The organism is Streptomyces sp. GbtcB7 (assembly GCF_019091445.1).
GTDB lineage: Bacteria > Actinomycetota > Actinomycetes > Streptomycetales > Streptomycetaceae > Streptomyces > Streptomyces mirabilis.
Genome location: NZ_JAGXJM010000004.1, coordinates 1 through 16,628 on the forward strand (window position 1 = coordinate 1; position 16,628 = coordinate 16,628).

The following is a 16,628-nucleotide window of genomic DNA, read 5'->3' on the forward strand; positions in this document are numbered from 1 at the left end:
GGGCGCGGGGAACTGTGCGACCCACCCCCGCAAAGCCGCGGTCGCGTCTGCCACGGGTGGTCCAAGGGCGGGCGCGGCTTGTCGTGGGTTGCTCGCGCAGTTCCTCGCCCCCCCAAGGGCCGACGGGCCCCCGGGGACAAGAAGTCCCCGGGGGCCCGTCGTACAGCTGCTGAAGCGCCGTGGGCTTACGCCTCGGGCTTCTCCTCGGAGGCCTCGGTGGAGGCCTCGTCACCGTCGGTGACCTCGGCGACGACCTCGGTGGCCGACTCGGTCTCGTCCTCCTCGTCGTCGAGGTCGACGACCTCGCCGTTGGTGTCCTTGACCGTGGCGGCCTCGACGACGACCGCGAGGGCCTTGCCGCGGGCGACCTCGCCGACCAGCATCGGGACCTGGCCGCCTTCGACGACCGCCTGGGCGAACTGGTCGGGGGACATGCCGGAGGAGGCCGCGCGCCGCATGAGGTGCTCGGTGAGCTCCTCCTGGTTGACGTTCAGCTTCTCCTTGTTGACGAGCTCGTCCAGGACGAACTGGGTCTTGATGCCCTTGATCGCCGCTTCCTTGGTCTCGGCGTCGAACTCCTCCTCGGTCTTGCCCTGGATCTCCAGGTACTTCGCGAGGTCGAGGCCCATCTGGCCGAGCTGGTGGTGCTCGAGGTTGTGCTTACGGGTGTTGATCTCGTCCTCGAGCAGCTTCTCGGGGACCGGGACCTCGACCAGCTCGAGCAGCTTCTCCAGGACACGCTCCTGGGCCTGCGTGGCCTGGTCGTACTGCTTCATGTTCTCGAGGCGCTTGCGGCTGTCCGCCTTGAGCTCGTCGAGGGTGTCGAACTCGGAGGCGAGCTGCGCGAAGTCGTCATCGAGCTCGGGCAGTTCGCGCGCGGCGACCTGGGTGACCTTGACGGTGACCTCGGCCTCCTTGCCGGCTGCCGAGCCGCCCTTGAGCTCGGAGGCGAAGGTGGCCTCGCCACCGGCCTCCAGGCCCTTCACGGCCTCGTCGATGCCGTCCAGCAGCTCACCGGAGCCGATGGTGTAGGACACGTCGGAGGCGACGCCGTCCTCCAGCACCTCTCCGTCGACCTTGGCCTCCAGGTCGAGCGTGACGACGTCGCCGTCCTGGGCGGCGCGCTCGACCGGCGAGGTGGACGCGAAGCGCTCACGGAGCTCCTCGACGGCCTTCTCGACGTCCTCGTCGGCGACCTCGACTGCGTCGACCTCGACCTCGATGCCGGAGTAGTCCGGGATCTCGATGGTCGGGCGGACGTCGACCTCGGCGGTGAAGTTCAGCGTTTCGCCGTCCTTCAGCTCCGTGATGTCGACCTCGGGCTGGCCGAGGACGTTCAGCTCAGCCTCGTTGACCGCTTCGGTGTAGAACTTCGGGAGCGCGTCGTTGACGGCCTCTTCGAGCACGGCACCGCGACCGAACCGCTGGTCGATGATGCGCGCCGGGATCTTGCCCTTCCGGAAGCCCTTCACCGTGACCTGCTGGTTGATCTTCTTGTACGCCGCGTCGAGGCTGTCCTTGAGCTCCTCGAAGGGCACCTCAACAGTGAGCCGAACCCGAGTCGGGTTCAGGTTCTCCACGGCGCTCTTCACGGTTCGGTCTCCTTGTGGCTGACTTCTTGGGGGTACTGCTGCGGGGTTCTGCTGTTTGTTTCTGCCGAGATCAGGCAGAGCCTCAGCGGATTCGCGGCCCTTGAGAGACGTAACAGTGCAGACACACGGGCGCGCAACCTGCATAGTAACCGCAGGCGGTACACGCCCCAAAAGGCGATCTTGCGATCCCGGCCATCGGCCGTCGGGCGTCTGTTCTCTCGCCTGATCCGTCGTCTGACGTGTCGCCGGAACCGGCTGGTGGTCGGGGTGGCGGGATTTGAACCCACGGCCTTCCGCTCCCAAAGCGGACGCGCTACCAAGCTGCGCCACACCCCGTCGGTGCGACACGTAGGGTACATGCCCGGAGACAGCGCGGCTGCCGCATTTCACGAGCGTCCGCGGGGTCGCGGAACGTGGTGTGCGGGGACGGGGTGCGACCCGCTACGATGCCTCCTGTGCCGGGGTCACTGACCTGCGGTGCTCTCTGTGCGGGCGTAGCTCAATGGTAGAGCCCTAGTCTTCCAAACTAGCTACGCGGGTTCGATTCCCGTCGCCCGCTCCATATGCATCAGGGCCAGGTCAGAGGTTCATTCCTCTGCCTGGCCCTGATCGCTTTCCGGGACTCCGATCAGTCCCGCGTGTCCCCCTCGTGCCCCTTGGGCTTTCGATCTTTCTTTTTTGCCCGCGCTCGCCCCCTCGGCACCGATGAAGACGCGGCCGTCGGCGCCCGGTGCGGCGTACCACGCCGGGTGATCGCGGACGTCCGGAAGGGATCGCGCGGGCGATCACCACCGTGCGCTTGCCCGCAATGCTCTTGGACGCCTTGATCTCCCGTTGCCCGTTGTTCGGCTCGGCCACGGCGCGGCGGACACGGAGGACGCCTCCATCAAGCCTCGCCCATCCGGGCGGGGACCATGAACTTGTCAGTTCTTGAAGGAGCCCTTGGAGCGTTCTTTCGCGCCCCGCATCATGCCCCGTGCTTCGAGTGCGGCGCCTTTCGCCGCGAGGGTTTCTTTGTGCACCGCGTGGGCCGCCTTCCGCACGGTCTTTCCGACGACCTGCTCGGCCTTTGCCTTGGCTCTTTCTCCGGCACTCATCTCGACACCTCCGCACGGTCTCACTGGTCGTGTGCCCTTGAGGCAGGGGGCAAAACCACCCTGCGGGATGCGCCGATCGCCGCAGGTCACGCATCGTTCTCAGCTCCCTCGGCGTAGCGGTCCGGGCATGTGTGGCTGAGCGTGCCGGTCGGCGGGTTTCGCCGGATACGGCGCTCAGGCCCGGGCCGGAGGGTTCACTGTGGCGGGAGTCGGCGGGGGTGGCGGCCGAGGATGTAGTGGGCGGGGATGAGCGTGAGCCAGAACCACATGGCTGCTTCCGTGTTGACGAAGGCCAAGGGAACAGAGAGGCCGAAGATCAGAACGCTGGAACCGAGTTGGGCGGTGAAGCGGCGACGGGCCACGGCGGCGGATGATGTCGGCGACGGGTGCACTTGGCGTTGCGTGAGCAGCAGCAGGGTTGCGTGCACCGCATGGATCGCGGCCATGGCACCCGCGTAGAGGGCGACGGTTTCGGGCTGGGAGGCGTACTCGGCCAGGAGCGCGGTGGGGAAGGGCAGCAGGGCGACCAGGCCGAGGCCGAGGAGGGTCAGGCGGGTGATCACGGCCGGCTCGGTGGGCAGTGCGGTGAGGATGCGGCGGTGGTCACGCCAGAATCCGGCGATGAGGGTGAAGCTGAGGGCGAAGGCGCCGAGGTTGGGAAGCGCATCGCTCAGGGCCTTGTGGAATGCGGCGTCGTCCAGATGCGCGGGGATCGCCACGTTGATGACGAGCAGTGTCATCGCGATGGCGTAGATGCCGTCGGACAGAGCGATCAAGCGTGCCGCGCCCGGGTTGTTCTCGTGTGGGTACGTCTCTGCCACCGGCTCTGTCATGCCGACGACAGTAGGGCGTTATGCCCCGGCTGTAGCGCATCGGCCAAGGTTTGGGCGGCTTCGCCTGTGGATGGCCGACCATCGCCGAACGTCGCACGAGGTACACCCCACTCGACCAGGGCGTGAGGCACATCGAGTGCGGCAGGACAGCGGACCAACGAGGCTCCTGCGCCGACGGGTTGAGACTTCGAACACCTCCCTCGCCGGCACGGGAGCCTCGTGCGTCGCGGACACCGATCCCGTCACCCGACCAGCGGCCACGCTGAAAGAGCTCGGTGTCGGGAGCTCGCGGTGATCGATCCGATGGAGATGAGGGCGGACCGCAAAGCCGGCGTGACGCCGTCGCCAGGCCGACGAGATGGCCGCAGTCGATGGGGCCACAGCCGCCCCGCAGCCCGGCCCCGACCCCGACGACGCGTCATGGATCGAACCACCCATCTGCCCCAGATGCGGCACGTGACCGATCGAGCGGCGATCGGCGGGGAGCAACGGTGAACACCGGCGAGCAGCGCGAGAACCCACACGTCAGCGTCCGGGCGGCTCAGGCCCGATCCGCATACGCGATCTTCCGAACTGGCTACCACCGGTCAGAACGCCGATCGATTTTCCGGTCGGTCGGTCGTTCGGTCGGATCGCTGATCAAGCCCGCATGGAGAGCGCGGTCGGCCCGGGGCGCGGCCGTCGGGGCCGCGTCCACGACTGGGGCGGTGAAGGCACCGGCCCGTCCCGCCCGGAGATCAGAACCGGAGATCAGAAACTGATCGAGTTGATCGTCTGCGCTATCGAGTCCAGGAACCGCTGGATGGACGGAGCCATTCCGGTCGACGCGAGGAAGAAGCCGAAGAGCACCGCGACGATGGCGGGCCCCGCCTTGATCGACCCCCCTCGGATCAGCACCACGAGGATGATCGCCAACAGCAGTACCACTGACAGCGAAATGGCCACAACTGATCACACCCTACGGTCGGTCCGCTCTCCCGGCCCGGGGGTGCAGCCCCGCACACCCCCGCCAGAACCATCGTGCCACCAACGCGGCCCCCGTATGCCGCAGGTGACACATCGTCGGTCGGGGCCGCCTGGGAACCGCACTCCCCCACCCTCCCGTGACGGACCAACTGCGCGACCCCGTACGGTAATTCGACCGTGCGCCCGCATGGGAAATTCCGAGGGATCGTTGCCGTGTCCACACATCCCGTTCGCAGGAATTTCCAATTGCCCCCACAGGCACGGCGAAGAAATCCTCGAGAGCGCCCGGAAGATGGCCCCGAAGGCACCGAAGACTGGACATTTCACCAGAGTCGCCCGCGAGTGTTATGCACCAATTAGTCGTGACGAATGCGGACAGAACGACGCCGCAACTGTCGCACGTGGTAACGGGAAAACCTCAAATCCGGGGTACTCGAAACGTTACTCACGGACGAACTCACACGTGATAAGCAGGAATAACGCCAGGAGTTTTACGAAGACACACAGACAACGCTAGGGTGCCTCAGATGTTCCACGCCGCCTCGTCCCCCGCAAGAGCAGCAAGGTCCTGGATCGTCTCCCCCGCTCCCTCCGCTCCCCGCGGTTCCTGGTGGGAGGCTTCGTGACGAACTCGCTCCACCCGAACGGTCCCCGTCGAACGCCGCTCCCTCCTGCGGAGCGGCCGGTGGAGGGGGTGCCGACCGCGCGCTCGGCCCCGACCCGACCGTCCGACCGGCCTTCGAAGCCGGCCGGCGCCACGGCCACCACCGCCCCCGCGGCCGCCACGGCCACCCAGCCCGGCAAACCGCGTGACGCCTTCTTCGACAACGCCAAGTACCTGGCGATCGTGCTCGTGGCCATGGGCCATGCCTGGGAGCCCCTGAAGGGTCAAAGCCGCGTCCTCGAAGCCGCGTACATGGTCGTGTACGCCTTCCACATGCCGGCCTTCATCATCATCTCCGGCTACTTCTCCCGCAGTTTCGACATGCGCGCCGACCGACTGAAGCGCCTGGTCACCGGTGTCGCCGTGCCGTACGTCGTCTTCGAAGTGGCGTACGTCCTCTTCAAGCGCTGGGCCGACGACGATCCGTCGCTGCCGGTCAGCCTGCTCGACCCCTGGTTCCTCACCTGGTTCCTGTGCGCGCTGTTCATCTGGCGGCTGACGACGCCGCTGTGGAAGCTGGTCCGCTGGCCGCTTCCGCTCGCGCTCCTCGTGGCCATGCTCGCGACCACCTCGCCGTCCATCGGTGACGACCTGGATCTGCAGCGGACGCTCCAGTTCCTGCCGTTCTTCGTGCTGGGCCTGTGCATGAAGCCCGAGCACTTCCAGCTGGTGCGCCGCCGCGAGGTGCGCATCCTGTCAGTGCCGGTGTTCGCCGCCGCGCTGGTCGTGAGCTGGTGGGCGGTACCGCGGATGAACCCCGGCTGGTTCTACCACCGCGACAGCGCCCAGGAGCTGGGTGTCCCCTGGTGGGTCGGCCCCGTGATGGTGCTCGCCCTCCTCGGCTGCTCGCTGGTCCTCACCGCGTGCTTCTTCGCCTGGGTGCCGCGCCGCGGGATGTGGTTCACGGCGCTCGGCGCGGGCACGCTGTACGGCTATCTGCTGCACGGTTTCCTGGTCAAGGGCGGCGACTACTGGGGCTGGTTCGACCACAAGTGGCTGCACCGGCCGCTCGGCGAGATCTTCGTGACCCTCGTCGCGGGCGTGGCCGTCACCCTGCTGTGCACGGCGCCGGTCCGGCGGGTCTTCCGCTTCGCGATGGAGCCCAGCATGGAGTGGGCGTTCAAGCGGGACGCCACGGAGCTGGCCCGCGAACGAGCCAAGACCCCGGCGTAACCACCGTCAACCCGGTACGGCCACCGTCAGCCCGGCGGCAGCCCCAGCAGCGCCCGCATCGCGGCGTACTTCTTGGTCAGCCGCGCGCGGGTGTGCTCGTCGAGGACCGCGAGCCGGGCCGGGTCGGCGTTGTGCGCCAGGTCCGAGGCCTTGACCACGAGAGCTCCCGGAGTCGTACGAATGCGTTTCGCGTAGGACTCCGGGGGCTCTCCCTCGCGTTTGGTCAGCGCCAGCACGATGTCCTTCGTCCGCCCGGTCAGCGCGGCCTCGCGCAGCCAGTCCTCGGAGAGCACGTCGTCCTCGACGGCGTCGTGCAGCCAGGCCGCCGCGATCTGCTCGTCGTCGCCCCCGCGCTCACGGACCCCGTCCGCGACGGCCTGCAGGTGCTCGGTGTACGGCCGCCCCGCCTTGTCGGTCTGGGCGGCATGCGCCGCACGGGCGAGGGCCTCTATTTCGGCCAGGGTCAGGAGAGTCTGCGTCACCCCTCCAGTGTCTCCCGCCGCAGCGCCGCGCGGGCGGGGACGGTGACCGCCGTCAGACCGAGCATGACAACCGCCCCGGCGAAGGACCCGTACAAAAGGGGCGGGATGTACGGTCCCTGCCCGGTCAGCCCCTTCATCATCGGCACCAGCGTGGCGAGCGCGATGGCCGTGCCGAGGACGATGCCGGCCAGGGCGACCAGCAGGGCCTCCCAGCGGATCATGCGCAGCACCTGGCGGCGGGTGGAGCCGATCAGCCGGAGCGTGCCGAGTTCGTCGCGCCGGTCGAGGACCGTCATCACGAGGGTGTTGGCGGCGGCGACGGCCGCGAATCCGCCGAGCACCGCCGCCATCACGGTGTTCGCCCAGGCGTTGAGCGCGCGGTCCCGGGACTCGGCGATGGTGTGGTCGGCGCGGTCGCGGACCGTGCCGAGCCCGGAGAGACCGGCCGCCGTGCCGCCCTTCGTCCAGATCTCGCTGTCGAAGGAGTCGGTCACGTGACGCGCCAGGTCGGCCCTCGCGAACGTGACCTGGGACAGCCCCAGGCCCCGGCCGTACGTCGCCACGAGCCTCGGGGACACCTCGGTGCCGTCGGGCAGGCGAAGCGCGAGCCGGTCGCCCACCTCGGCGTGGGCGCTGTCCGCGAGCGAGGCGTCCATCGCGACCTCGCCCGGCTTCAGGGAGAGGGCGCCGTGCCGGACGTCCAGGTCCTGGACGGCGGCGAGTTCCCGCACGGATCCGGTGACCCCCTGGGCGGTGGCCGACTCCAGCGAGCCGCTCACCGGCACCAGTACCGCCGTCTTCAACAGGCCCACGGCCGAGGTCACGCCGGGCGCGCGGGCGGCCCGTGCCACCGCGTCCGGGGCGAGGCCGGTGTCCGAGGTGACGATGTGATCGGCGACGATGCCGCGGCGCTGCTGCTCCTGGGTGGCCCGCTCCTCACTCGTGTGCATGAACACGAGCACCGAGGAGAAGGCCATGGCGAGCACGATCGGGGTGATCGCGGAGGCCAGCCGGCGCGCGTTCGTACGGGAGTTGGCGGCGGCCAGCGCGGCGGAGGCGCCCGCGCCGCGCAGCGGCAGCCCGAACAGGGCGGCGCAGACACGCGCCACCAGCGGCCCGAGCAACGCCACCGCCAGCATGAAGAGCATGACCACGCCGAGCGCCGCGTTGGCCGCGTCCTCGCCGGTCAGCGAGGCGGCGAGGCCCGCGCAGACGAAGCCGCCGGCCGCCGCCGCGAGCCCCAGCGGCGTACGGATCCAGCCCGGTCGCAGCCGTTCCACGGACGCTTCGCCGAGCGCGAGCCCCGGTTTGATCCGCGAGGAACGGCGGGCCGCCATGTAGCCCGCGAACAGCGCGGTGAGCAGCACGGTGCCCACGGCGGTGAGCAGCGGGATGTACGAGACGGACAGTTCGACGGCCTCGGGGACCGCGCCCCTGTCCTTCAGCTGTCCGAACCACCAGTGGGCGAGGCCGATACCGGGGAGGCAGCCGACCACTCCCGCCGCGGGGGCGACGAGCAGGGCCTCGGTGGCGATCGTGCGGCGGATCTGCCGCGGGGTCGTGCCGATGGCCCGCAGCAGCGCGAACTCACGGCGGCGCTGGCCGACCGAGAGGGCGACGGTACCGGCCGCGGTGAAGACGGCGACCACGGTGGCGACGCCCCCGAAGGAGCCGCCGATCCCGGTGAGCAGTTCCGTGGCCTCGGCGAGCGAGGCGTTCTCGACGGCGCCCCGGTCGTCGCCGGTGTGCACCCACGCGTGCGAGGAGGCGCCGAGGGCCCGCGCCACCTGGGACTTCAGCGTCTCGGCGCGGACGCCGTCCTTGGGGAGGACGGCGATGGCGTCGACCCGGCCCGGGTACGCGGAGAGGCGTACGGCCTCGGCGTCGGCGAACCAGACGGTGGGCGTGGGCTGTGGGGCGGTCGTGCCGGAGAGACGGAAGGTGTGGGGTCCGTCGGCGGTGGTGAGCGTGACGCGGTCGCCGACGGTCCTGCCTCCGGCGTCGGAAAGGACGACCTCACCGGGGCCGGGGGCGCGGCCGGCCACGACCTTCTCGCCGGTGAAGACCGTGGAACCCCAGCCGTGCGCGGTACCGGTCTTGTGCTCGGTATCGGTCTCGTGCGCGGTACCGGCCTCGCGCGCGTCGGCCTGGACGGGGAAGGTCACATCGGCGATGGCCGTACGCGCTCCCGGTACCGAAGCGGCCTTCGCCACGAGGGAGCTGTCGAGGCGGGCCCGGTCCGGGACCTGGGTGGTCTCGTCCTCGCGGTCCTCGCCGTGGCCGCTGACGAGATGGGCGCGCTGGTCGGCGGCCACGACGACCGGGGCGTGGGCGTAGCGCTCGGGCGGCACGGATGCCCGTACGCCCGTCTCCAGGAGGATGCCGCAGGCCGCGACGACGAGTGCGGCCATCGCGAGTGCGACGAACGTGCCCACGAAACCGGCGGGCCTGAAGCGGAGGGCGGCGCGGGCGAGACCGTTGGGGAGGCGTGCGGGCCTGGGTGCCGGCCCGGGGGCGGACCTGGGTGCGGACCTGGTCATCAGGCCGCCGCTCGGGCGTACGCGGGGGTGGTGAGCGACGTCATGCGGGCGGCGATGTGCTGGGCCGAGGCGCGTTCGAGGTGGTCGGCGATCGAACCGTCGGCGAGGAACAGGACGCGGTCCGCCCAGGCGGCGGCCGCCGGGTCGTGGGTGACCATGACGACCGTCGAGCCGAGGCCGTCGACGGCTCCCCTGAGCAGGCCGAGGATCTCGGCGGCCGTGGTCGTGTCCAGGGCTCCCGTCGGCTCGTCCGCGAACACCACGTCCGGGCGGGTGACCAGGGCGCGGGCGATCGCGACGCGTTGCTGCTGGCCGCCGGAGAGCTGGCCGGGGCGGCGACGGGCCTTGTCGGCGAGGCCGACCTGGGCGAGGACCTCGGCGGCGCGGTGGCGGTCGGGGCGGTGGCCCGCCAGGCGGGTGGGGAGGACGACGTTCTGTTCGACCGTGAGGGAGGGGAGGAGGTTGAAGGCCTGGAAGACGAAGCCGAGGCGGGTGCGGCGCAGGGCGGTCAGCTTGTTCTCGCTCATGCCGGTGATGTCCGTGCCGCCGAGGTGGACGGTGCCGGCGGTGGGGCGGTCGAGGCCGGCCGCGCACTGAAGGAACGTGGACTTTCCGGAGCCCGAGGGGCCCATGATCGCGGTGAAGCTGCCGTGAGGGAGGGCGAGGTCGAGGCCGCGCAGGGCGTGGACGGTGTTGCCGCCACGGCCGTACTGGCGTCGTACGCCGCGGAGTTCGACGGCCCAGTCGGTGGTCGGGCCCGGGCCGGCCGCGACCGCGTTCGCGTGTTCGTGGCGCTTCTTCCGCAGGCCCATGGTGGGTCCGTCCCTTCGCCGCATTCGTCTGTTCGCTCGGGTGATGTCTCGAACGTACGGATGTGGAGGGGGGTGGGACCATGAGGCGGACCGCCGACTCCGGGTGGGGAGAACCCCACCCCACCGCCGCCACGGTCTCTCGCCCCCGCCGCCCCTACCCGTCCCATCCCCGGGGGCTCCGCCCCGGGCCCCCTCATCGGCCTGAACGGCCTCGTCCTCAAACGCCGGACGGGCTGAATGATGCGGTGCGCGGCCGGACCCAGCGCCGCCGTCAGCGGGTTGCCGTGGCGCCGTCTCGGCAGATCAGGAGGAGGGCTCGGTCGTCGTTGACGTCCTTGGCGACCGCCTCGATGAGGTGCCACGCGGCGCCGTGGAAACCGCCCGCGACATAGCGGTCGGCCTCGCCGGTGAGGCGGTCGATGCCCTCGACGATGTCACGGTCGGAGGTTTCCACCAGACCGTCCGTGAAGAGCATCAGGACGTCCCCGGGCCGCAGGGAACCCTTGACGGGGTCGAACTGGGCACCGTCGTACACCCCGAGGAGCGGACCCTCCGCGGCCTTCTCCTCCCAGCGCCCGCTGCCCGCGCTGAGCTGAAGGCCCGGCGGGTGTCCGGCGGAGAAGAGTTCGTAGTCGCCGGAGTCGAGGTCCAGGACCAGGTGGATCGACGTGGCGAAGCCCTCGTCCCAGTCCTGGCGCAGGAGGTAGCCGTTCGCGGCGGGCAGGAAGGCGTGGGGTGGGAGCGATCCCAGCAAGCCGCCGAAGGCTCCGGAGAGGAGCAGGGCGCGCGACCCCGCATCCATGCCTTTTCCGGACACATCGGTCAGCACGACTTCGAGGGTTCGGCCGCTGTTCGTACGTGCGGCCACGACGAAGTCCCCCGAGAACGACTGACCGCCCGCCGGGCGCAACGCCATCTCCCGGTGCCAGCCCAGCGGCAGGCCCGGCAGCTTGCTCTGCACCCGGATGCGTTCGCGCAGGTCGAAGAGCATGGTGCCGCCGCGCCGCCAGGGCACGCCGACCCGGCTGCGGAACTGGGCGATCAGCAGGCCGAAGAAGCCGCAGGCCGCGACCACCAGGACCACGCCCGGGGTGACCCGGGAGGGGCCCTCGGTGTACGGGCCCAGCTTCACGGACTCCACTATCAGCGCGGTGGCGGCGGCCGCGTACAGGCCGAGCAGGCTGGCGGGGCGCAGCAGAAGGCCGCCCGCGACGATCGGCAGGACCAGCGCGGCCGGGGAGCACCAGACCGAGTTCATCAGCGTCGTGGCCGCGATCACGGGGATGGTCAGCAGCAGGCCGGCCAGTGCGATCCAGTCCGAACCGTCGCCGCGGAAGTAGTCGACGGCGGATCTGCGCACGCCTGTGCGAGCCCGGTGCCACTGCTTCTTCAACCGGGCCGTGAACGTCTCGGCTTCCGCGCGCCGCTCTCGTCCTGCTGCCATTAGTTCGGGACCCTATCCATCGGACCAGGTGCTTGGCACGGGAGGTCCCACTTGTCCCCCGTCCGAGCGCTCAACATCACAGTGAACGGCGCCTCCGGAGGTGGGGGAAATTCCCTCGCTCGTACCGCATTGCCCTGGTAGGCATGGCGTATGACGACTGACTTGCGGGTGTTGCGGCAGCCCGAGTGGGACACGTGGTACGACAACCTGGTCCGCGCGTTCGGGGGCGTACCGGAGTCGTCCGAGGAGCGCGAGGTGATGAACGCGCTCACAGAGTACGACCGTTTCCTGGGGATCTGGGACGGCGACCAGTGTGTGGGCACCGCGGGGGCGTTCTCCTTCCGGGTCACCGTGCCCGGCGGCACCTCCGTACCGGCCGCGGGCATCACGATGGTGAGCGTCGCGGCCACCCACCGGCGGCGCGGGCTGCTGAGGTCGATGATGCGGCGGCAACTGGACGACATCCGCTCATGGGGCGAACCGCTGGCCGTGCTGACCGCGTCGGAGCCGGTGATCTACGGCCGGTTCGGCTACGGCATCGCGACCCACCAGTACAACGTCGAGATCGACACGACCCGGGTACGTCTGTCCGTACCGCCCGGCACCGATGACGTACGTCTGCGGTACGCCGCGCCTGCCGACGTACTCGACGCCTGCGAGGCGGTGTACGCGCGGCTGGTCCCGGGCCGGCCCGGGATGCTGGCGCGGCGGCCCGGCTGGGACCGGGCGATGCTGCTCGACCCGGAGAGCGAGCGGGACGGGGCGTCGCCGTTGCAGTGCGTGGTCGCCGAGCGGGACGACGAGGTCGTGGGCTACGCCCGGTACCGGATCAAGCAGGACGGCGACCACCGCGGTGCCGGGTTCACCGTCCGCCTCGACCAACTGGAGGCGCTCGACCCGGCGGCGCACGCGGCGCTGTGGCGGTTCCTCTTCGAGATCGACCTGACGTCCACGCTGCACGCCTACGGCCGCCCCGTCGACGAGGCGTGGCAGCACATGGTGTCCGACATCCGCCGCTGCGCGGTGCGGATGCGGGACGCGCTGCACGTGCGGCTCGTGGACGTCGGTGCCGCGCTGGAGGCGCGGACGTATCAGGCGCCGGTGGACGTGGTGTTCGAGGTGGAGGACGTGTTCTGCCCCTGGAACGAGGGGCGTTGGCGGCTCACCGGGGACACCAAGGGCGCGACCTGTGTGCGTACGTCGGACGCCGCCGATCTCGCGCTGTCCGTACGGGAGTTGGGGGCGGCGTATCTCGGCGGGGTGTCCCTGGCCTCGCTCGCGGCGGCGGGGCGGGTGCGGGAGTTGCGGCAGGGCGCGCTCGCGGAGGCCTCGGTGGGCTTCTCGTCGGCGGTCGCGCCCTGGTTGCCGCACGGGTTCTAGCCCCCCCGGGGGCGACCCCGGTTCAGCTCTTCTGGCAGGTCGGGCACCAGAAGAGGTTGCGGGCGGCGAGATCGGCGGTGCGGATCTCGCCGCCACAGATGTGGCAGGGCAGGTTGGCCCTGCGGTACACGTACACCTCGCCGCCGTGGTCGTCCACGCGCGGTGGACGGCCCATGGCCTCCGGAGTGTGTTCCGGACGGACGGTGTCGATGCGGTTGTTGCGGACGCCCTCGCGCATGAGTGCCACCAGGTCCGTCCAGATCGCGTCCCACTGCGTCGGGGTGATGTCCTTCCCCGTGCGGTACGGATCGATGCCGTGCCGGAAGAGGACTTCTGCGCGGTAGACGTTCCCGACGCCCGCGATGATCTTCTGGTCCATGAGGAGGGCGGCGATCGTCGTACGGCTGCGGGAGACGCGGTGGTACGCCGCCGACGGGTCCGCGTCGGCGCGGAGGGGGTCCGGGCCGAGGCGGGCGTGTATCGCCTGCTTCTCGTCGTCCGTGATCAGGGCGCAGGTGGTGGGGCCGCGGAGGTCGACGTACGACGTGGCGTTCGCGAGGCGGAGGCGGACCGTGTCGGTGGGGGGTGGGGCGGGGGCGTCGCCGAAGTTCACCTTGCCGAAGAGGCCGAGGTGGATGTGGATCCAGTCGGCGGTGCGGAAGGCGAGGAAGAGGTGTTTGCCGTGGGCGTCGGCGTGTTCGAGGGGGGTGCCGTCGAGGAGGGCGGCGGCGTCTGTGAACTTGCCCTGGGGGCTGGTGACGCGGGTGGGCCCGCCTCCGAATCTGGCCTCGTAGTCCTCGGCCAGCCGGTGAATCGTGTGCCCCTCGGGCACGGGGTCCTCCTCGTGCGGCAGTGTCTTCTACGGCGTCGACGGCTCGGGGTTTGTTTCGCCCCCGCCGCCCCTACCCGTCCCATCCCCAGGGGCTCCGCCCCTTCAACCCCACCGGGGGCTACGCCCCCGAACCCCCGCGGGGCTCCGCCCCGGACCTCCCGCATCGGCCTGAACGGCCTCGTCCTCAAACGCCGGACGGGCTGGAGACGCGGGCCGGGGTGGGGGCTTTGGGGGGCGCGGGGAACTGCGCGACCAGCCCCCGCCGGCCCGCGGCCGAAGAACGACGTGAGGCCGGGGATCCGGGGCGCAGCCCCGATCCTGTAGGGGCGCGGGGAACTGCGCGACCAACCCCCGCCCACCCGCAGTCGAAGAACTCCGCACGGCCGGGGGTTCGGGGCGCAGCCCCGATCCTGTAGGGGCGCGGGGAACTGCGCGAGCAACCCCCGCCCACCCGCGGTCGAAGGCTCAGGCCTGCTGGGGGTGGTGGGGCGGGACGGGCGGGAGGTCGCCGCTCTTTTCGTAGGCCGAGAGCATGTCGATGCGGCGAATGTGGCGCTCGTCACCGGAGAAGGGCGTGGAGAGGAAGACCTCCACGAACTTCGTCGCCTCCTCCTGGGAGTGCATCCGCGCACCCACCGCCACCACGTTGGCGTTGTTGTGCTGCCGCCCCAGCGACGCCGTCTCCTCGCTCCAGGCGAGCGCGGCACGAACCCCGTCCACCTTGTTCGCCGCGATCTGCTCCCCGTTGCCGGAGCCGCCGATCACGATGCCGAGGGCCTCGGGATCGGCCGCCGTACGCTCCGCCGCGCGGAGGCAGAACGGCGGGTAGTCGTCCTGGGCGTCGTAGATGAGAGGCCCGCAGTCGACGGGCTCGTGCCCGGCGGCCTTGAGCCACTCGACGAGGTGGTTCTTGAGTTCGAAACCGGCATGATCGGAGCCGAGATACACGCGCATGGTCCGAGTGTGACACGGCCGTTTCGGATCGGCCTCGCCGGGTGTCGCCAGCGAAAACTGTGAGCAACACTACAAACCTCAAGGAAACCTCAAGTAACGATCTGGATTCAAAGGTTCACGAATTCCTTTGCCTCCGATTCACTGGACCGGCTCGTTACAGGGTCCCTGCAAGGACCCGCTCGGGTCCGTACACCGCTCGTACGGGAATCTGCTCACCCGGCGCAAAGGAATCCCCCTCTATGACCTCGCAGCCGACCCCCACAAAGGCCGCAAGCGGCCCCGGAGGCCCCGGAGAACCCGGTTCGGGCCTCCAGGCCGGACTCAAGAACCGTCATCTGACCATGATCGCCATTGGTGGCGTCATCGGAGCCGGCCTCTTCGTGGGCTCCAGCTCCGGTATCGCCACCGCGGGCCCCGGAATCCTCCTCTCCTACGCCCTCGTCGGCACGCTCGTGGTGCTGGTGATGCGGATGCTGGGCGAGATGTCCGCCGCGAACCCGACCTCCGGTTCGTTCTCCGCGCACGCGGACCGCGCGCTCGGGCGCTGGGCCGGCTTCTCGATCGGCTGGCTGTACTGGTTCTTCTGGGTGGTCGTGCTGGCCGTCGAGGCGACCGCGGGAGCCAAGATCCTCGAAGGGTGGATGCCCGGCGTACCGCAGTGGGGCTGGGCGCTCATCGTGATGGTCGTGCTCACCGCGACCAACCTGGTCTCCGTCGGCTCGTACGGTGAGTTCGAGTTCTGGTTCGCCGGGATCAAGGTCGTGGCGATCGGCGCGTTCATCATCGTCGGCGGGCTCGCGATCTTCGGCGTGCTGCCGGGTGTCGACGCCCCGAAGGCCGGCCTGGGGAATCTGACCGAGCACGGCGGCTTCCTGCCGCACGGGCCCGGCGCGATCCTCACCGGTGTGCTCCTGGTCGTCTTCTCCTTCATGGGCAGCGAGATCGCGACCCTCGCCGCCGGTGAGTCCGAGGACCCGCAGCGGGCCGTCACCAAGTCCACCAACAGCATCATCTGGCGCATCGGCGTCTTCTACCTGGGCTCGATCCTCGTCGTCGTGTCCCTGCTGCCGTGGAACGACCCCTCCATCAAGGACAAGGGCTCCTACGTCGCCGCCCTCGACTCGCTCGGCATCGCGCACGCCGGTGAGATCATGAACTTCATCGTGCTGACCTCCGTGCTGTCCTGCCTGAACTCCGGGCTCTACACGGCCTCCCGGATGGCGTTCTCGCTCGGCGAGCGCGGCGACGCGCCCAAGGTGTTCGCGAAGACCACCTCGCGCGGTGTCCCGATGGCCGCGATCGTCGTCTCGGTCGTCTTCGGCTTCGTCGCCGTCTTCTTCAACTACAAGTTCCCGGACTCGGTCTTCCTCTTCCTCGTCAACTCCTCCGGCGCGGTAGCCCTGTTCGTCTGGCTGGTCATCTGCTTCTCGCAGCTGCGGATGCGGAAGATCATCCAGCGCGAGGCGCCGGAGAAGCTGGTCGTGAAGATGTGGCTGTACCCCTACCTGACCTGGGCGACGGCCGCGCTGATCGTCTTCGTCCTCGGCTACATGCTGACCGACACGGAACACGACGGACGCGAGACCGTACTGCTGTCGCTGCTCGTCGCCGCGATCGTGCTCACGATCGCCTTCGTGAAGCAGAAGCTCGGCGGCTCCGCGGCCACCGAGCCCGCGGGCGTCGGCGCGCCGGTGGGCGCCAAGGAGCCGGTCGACGCCACGTCGGAGGCCTGAGCACGCGGACGCGGATTCCGGCGGAATCGGTAACGGGGAGGGGCCCGGGGGCGGCTTTGGCCCGGGCCCCCCCCGGTCACGCGGGCGGGTCGGTGCTCTTGGTGGCGCCGGAGGCGGGGTGGGCGG

At 70.1% G+C, this 16,628-nt stretch carries 13 protein-coding genes and 2 tRNA genes; 4 read left to right on the plus strand and 11 right to left on the minus strand.

Going from position 1 to position 16,628, the window contains the following annotated elements; genetic code table 11:
* Window positions 1-185: 185 nt before the first annotated feature.
* The gene (gene tig / locus KVT44_RS07950) at window positions 186-1,592 is read right to left on the minus strand and encodes a trigger factor (protein ID WP_180292999.1); all 1,407 of its coding nucleotides are present in this window, start codon (window positions 1,590-1,592) and stop codon (window positions 186-188) included.
* Between the two features lie 259 nt (window positions 1,593-1,851).
* Window positions 1,852-1,928, minus strand: a tRNA-Pro gene (locus KVT44_RS07955).
* Between the two features lie 152 nt (window positions 1,929-2,080).
* Here KVT44_RS07955 and KVT44_RS07960 point away from each other — a divergent pair.
* Window positions 2,081-2,154 (plus strand) — tRNA-Gly (locus tag KVT44_RS07960).
* Window positions 2,155-2,515: 361 nt separating this feature from the next.
* Here the strand turns inward: KVT44_RS07960 and KVT44_RS07965 are convergent.
* The 3 genes from KVT44_RS07965 to KVT44_RS07975 form a co-directional block, all read right to left on the minus strand.
* The gene (locus tag KVT44_RS07965) at window positions 2,516-2,689 is read right to left on the minus strand and encodes a hypothetical protein (protein ID WP_177324252.1); all 174 of its coding nucleotides are present in this window, start codon (window positions 2,687-2,689) and stop codon (window positions 2,516-2,518) included.
* 194 nt (window positions 2,690-2,883) lie between these two features.
* Entirely contained in the window at window positions 2,884-3,522 is a 639-nt protein-coding gene (locus tag KVT44_RS07970) for a TMEM175 family protein (RefSeq protein ID WP_217566522.1), read from the minus strand.
* 750 nt (window positions 3,523-4,272) lie between these two features.
* Window positions 4,273-4,467 carry a hypothetical protein gene (locus KVT44_RS07975; RefSeq protein WP_054231893.1) on the minus strand — a complete coding sequence of 65 codons (195 nt, stop codon included), beginning with the start codon at window positions 4,465-4,467 and terminating at the stop codon, window positions 4,273-4,275.
* 643 nt (window positions 4,468-5,110) lie between these two features.
* On the opposite strand from KVT44_RS07975, the gene KVT44_RS07980 reads away from it, so the two are divergent.
* Window positions 5,111-6,325, plus strand: coding sequence for an acyltransferase family protein (locus tag KVT44_RS07980; protein WP_217566523.1), 1,215 nt, complete (start codon window positions 5,111-5,113; stop codon window positions 6,323-6,325).
* A 26-nt stretch (window positions 6,326-6,351) separates the two neighbouring features.
* Here KVT44_RS07980 and KVT44_RS07985 read toward each other — a convergent pair whose 3' ends face one another.
* The 4 genes from KVT44_RS07985 to KVT44_RS08000 all read right to left on the minus strand — a co-directional run bounded on the left by KVT44_RS07985 (window position 6,352) and on the right by KVT44_RS08000 (window position 11,603).
* Window positions 6,352-6,807: an HD domain-containing protein gene (locus KVT44_RS07985; protein ID WP_229888800.1), complete on the minus strand. Its 456-nt coding sequence runs from the start codon at window positions 6,805-6,807 to the stop codon at window positions 6,352-6,354.
* Window positions 6,804-9,347 carry an FtsX-like permease family protein gene (locus KVT44_RS07990; RefSeq protein WP_217566524.1) on the minus strand — a complete coding sequence of 848 codons (2,544 nt, stop codon included), beginning with the start codon at window positions 9,345-9,347 and terminating at the stop codon, window positions 6,804-6,806. Before KVT44_RS07990 ends, KVT44_RS07985 begins: the two co-directional genes overlap by 4 nt.
* Window positions 9,347-10,159 carry an ABC transporter ATP-binding protein gene (locus KVT44_RS07995; RefSeq protein WP_217566525.1) on the minus strand — a complete coding sequence of 271 codons (813 nt, stop codon included), beginning with the start codon at window positions 10,157-10,159 and terminating at the stop codon, window positions 9,347-9,349. Before KVT44_RS07995 ends, KVT44_RS07990 begins: the two co-directional genes overlap by 1 nt.
* A 271-nt stretch (window positions 10,160-10,430) precedes the next feature.
* The gene (locus KVT44_RS08000) at window positions 10,431-11,603 is read right to left on the minus strand and encodes a PP2C family protein-serine/threonine phosphatase (RefSeq protein ID WP_095854682.1); all 1,173 of its coding nucleotides are present in this window, start codon (window positions 11,601-11,603) and stop codon (window positions 10,431-10,433) included.
* Between the two features lie 150 nt (window positions 11,604-11,753).
* On the opposite strand from KVT44_RS08000, the gene KVT44_RS08005 reads away from it, so the two are divergent.
* Window positions 11,754-12,983 carry a GNAT family N-acetyltransferase gene (locus KVT44_RS08005; RefSeq protein ID WP_217566526.1) on the plus strand — a complete coding sequence of 410 codons (1,230 nt, stop codon included), beginning with the start codon at window positions 11,754-11,756 and terminating at the stop codon, window positions 12,981-12,983.
* A gap of 22 nt (window positions 12,984-13,005) precedes the next feature.
* Here the strand turns inward: KVT44_RS08005 and KVT44_RS08010 are convergent, their stop codons facing one another.
* Together KVT44_RS08010 and KVT44_RS08015 are read right to left on the minus strand one after the other, a co-directional pair.
* Window positions 13,006-13,815 (minus strand): Fpg/Nei family DNA glycosylase, encoded by an 810-nt coding sequence (locus KVT44_RS08010; protein ID WP_099922656.1) that lies wholly within the window; start codon window positions 13,813-13,815, stop codon window positions 13,006-13,008.
* A 465-nt stretch (window positions 13,816-14,280) separates the two neighbouring features.
* Entirely contained in the window at window positions 14,281-14,769 is a 489-nt protein-coding gene (locus KVT44_RS08015; RefSeq protein ID WP_190168882.1) for a ribose-5-phosphate isomerase, read from the minus strand.
* Window positions 14,770-15,008: 239 nt separating this feature from the next.
* On the opposite strand from KVT44_RS08015, the gene KVT44_RS08020 reads away from it, so the two are divergent.
* Window positions 15,009-16,502, plus strand: coding sequence for an amino acid permease (locus KVT44_RS08020; RefSeq protein ID WP_229888801.1), 1,494 nt, complete (start codon window positions 15,009-15,011; stop codon window positions 16,500-16,502).
* Window positions 16,503-16,628: the final 126 nt, after the last annotated feature.

Excerpts from the sequence above, each read along its gene's own strand:
- KVT44_RS07965 (WP_177324252.1), bottom strand. The coding sequence starts at position 2,689 with ATGAGTGCCGGAGAAAGAGCCAAGGCAAAGGCCGAGCAGGTCGTCGGA.
- KVT44_RS07970 (WP_217566522.1), bottom strand. The coding sequence starts at position 3,522 with ATGACAGAGCCGGTGGCAGAGACGTACCCACACGAGAACAACCCGGGC.
- KVT44_RS07990 (WP_217566524.1), bottom strand. The coding sequence starts at position 9,347 with ATGACCAGGTCCGCACCCAGGTCCGCCCCCGGGCCGGCACCCAGGCCC.
- KVT44_RS07995 (WP_217566525.1), bottom strand. The coding sequence starts at position 10,159 with ATGGGCCTGCGGAAGAAGCGCCACGAACACGCGAACGCGGTCGCGGCC.
- KVT44_RS08000 (WP_095854682.1), bottom strand. The coding sequence starts at position 11,603 with ATGGCAGCAGGACGAGAGCGGCGCGCGGAAGCCGAGACGTTCACGGCC.
- KVT44_RS08005 (WP_217566526.1), top strand. The coding sequence starts at position 11,754 with ATGACGACTGACTTGCGGGTGTTGCGGCAGCCCGAGTGGGACACGTGG.
- KVT44_RS08015 (WP_190168882.1), bottom strand. The coding sequence starts at position 14,769 with ATGCGCGTGTATCTCGGCTCCGATCATGCCGGTTTCGAACTCAAGAAC.
- KVT44_RS08020 (WP_229888801.1), top strand. The coding sequence starts at position 15,009 with ATGACCTCGCAGCCGACCCCCACAAAGGCCGCAAGCGGCCCCGGAGGC.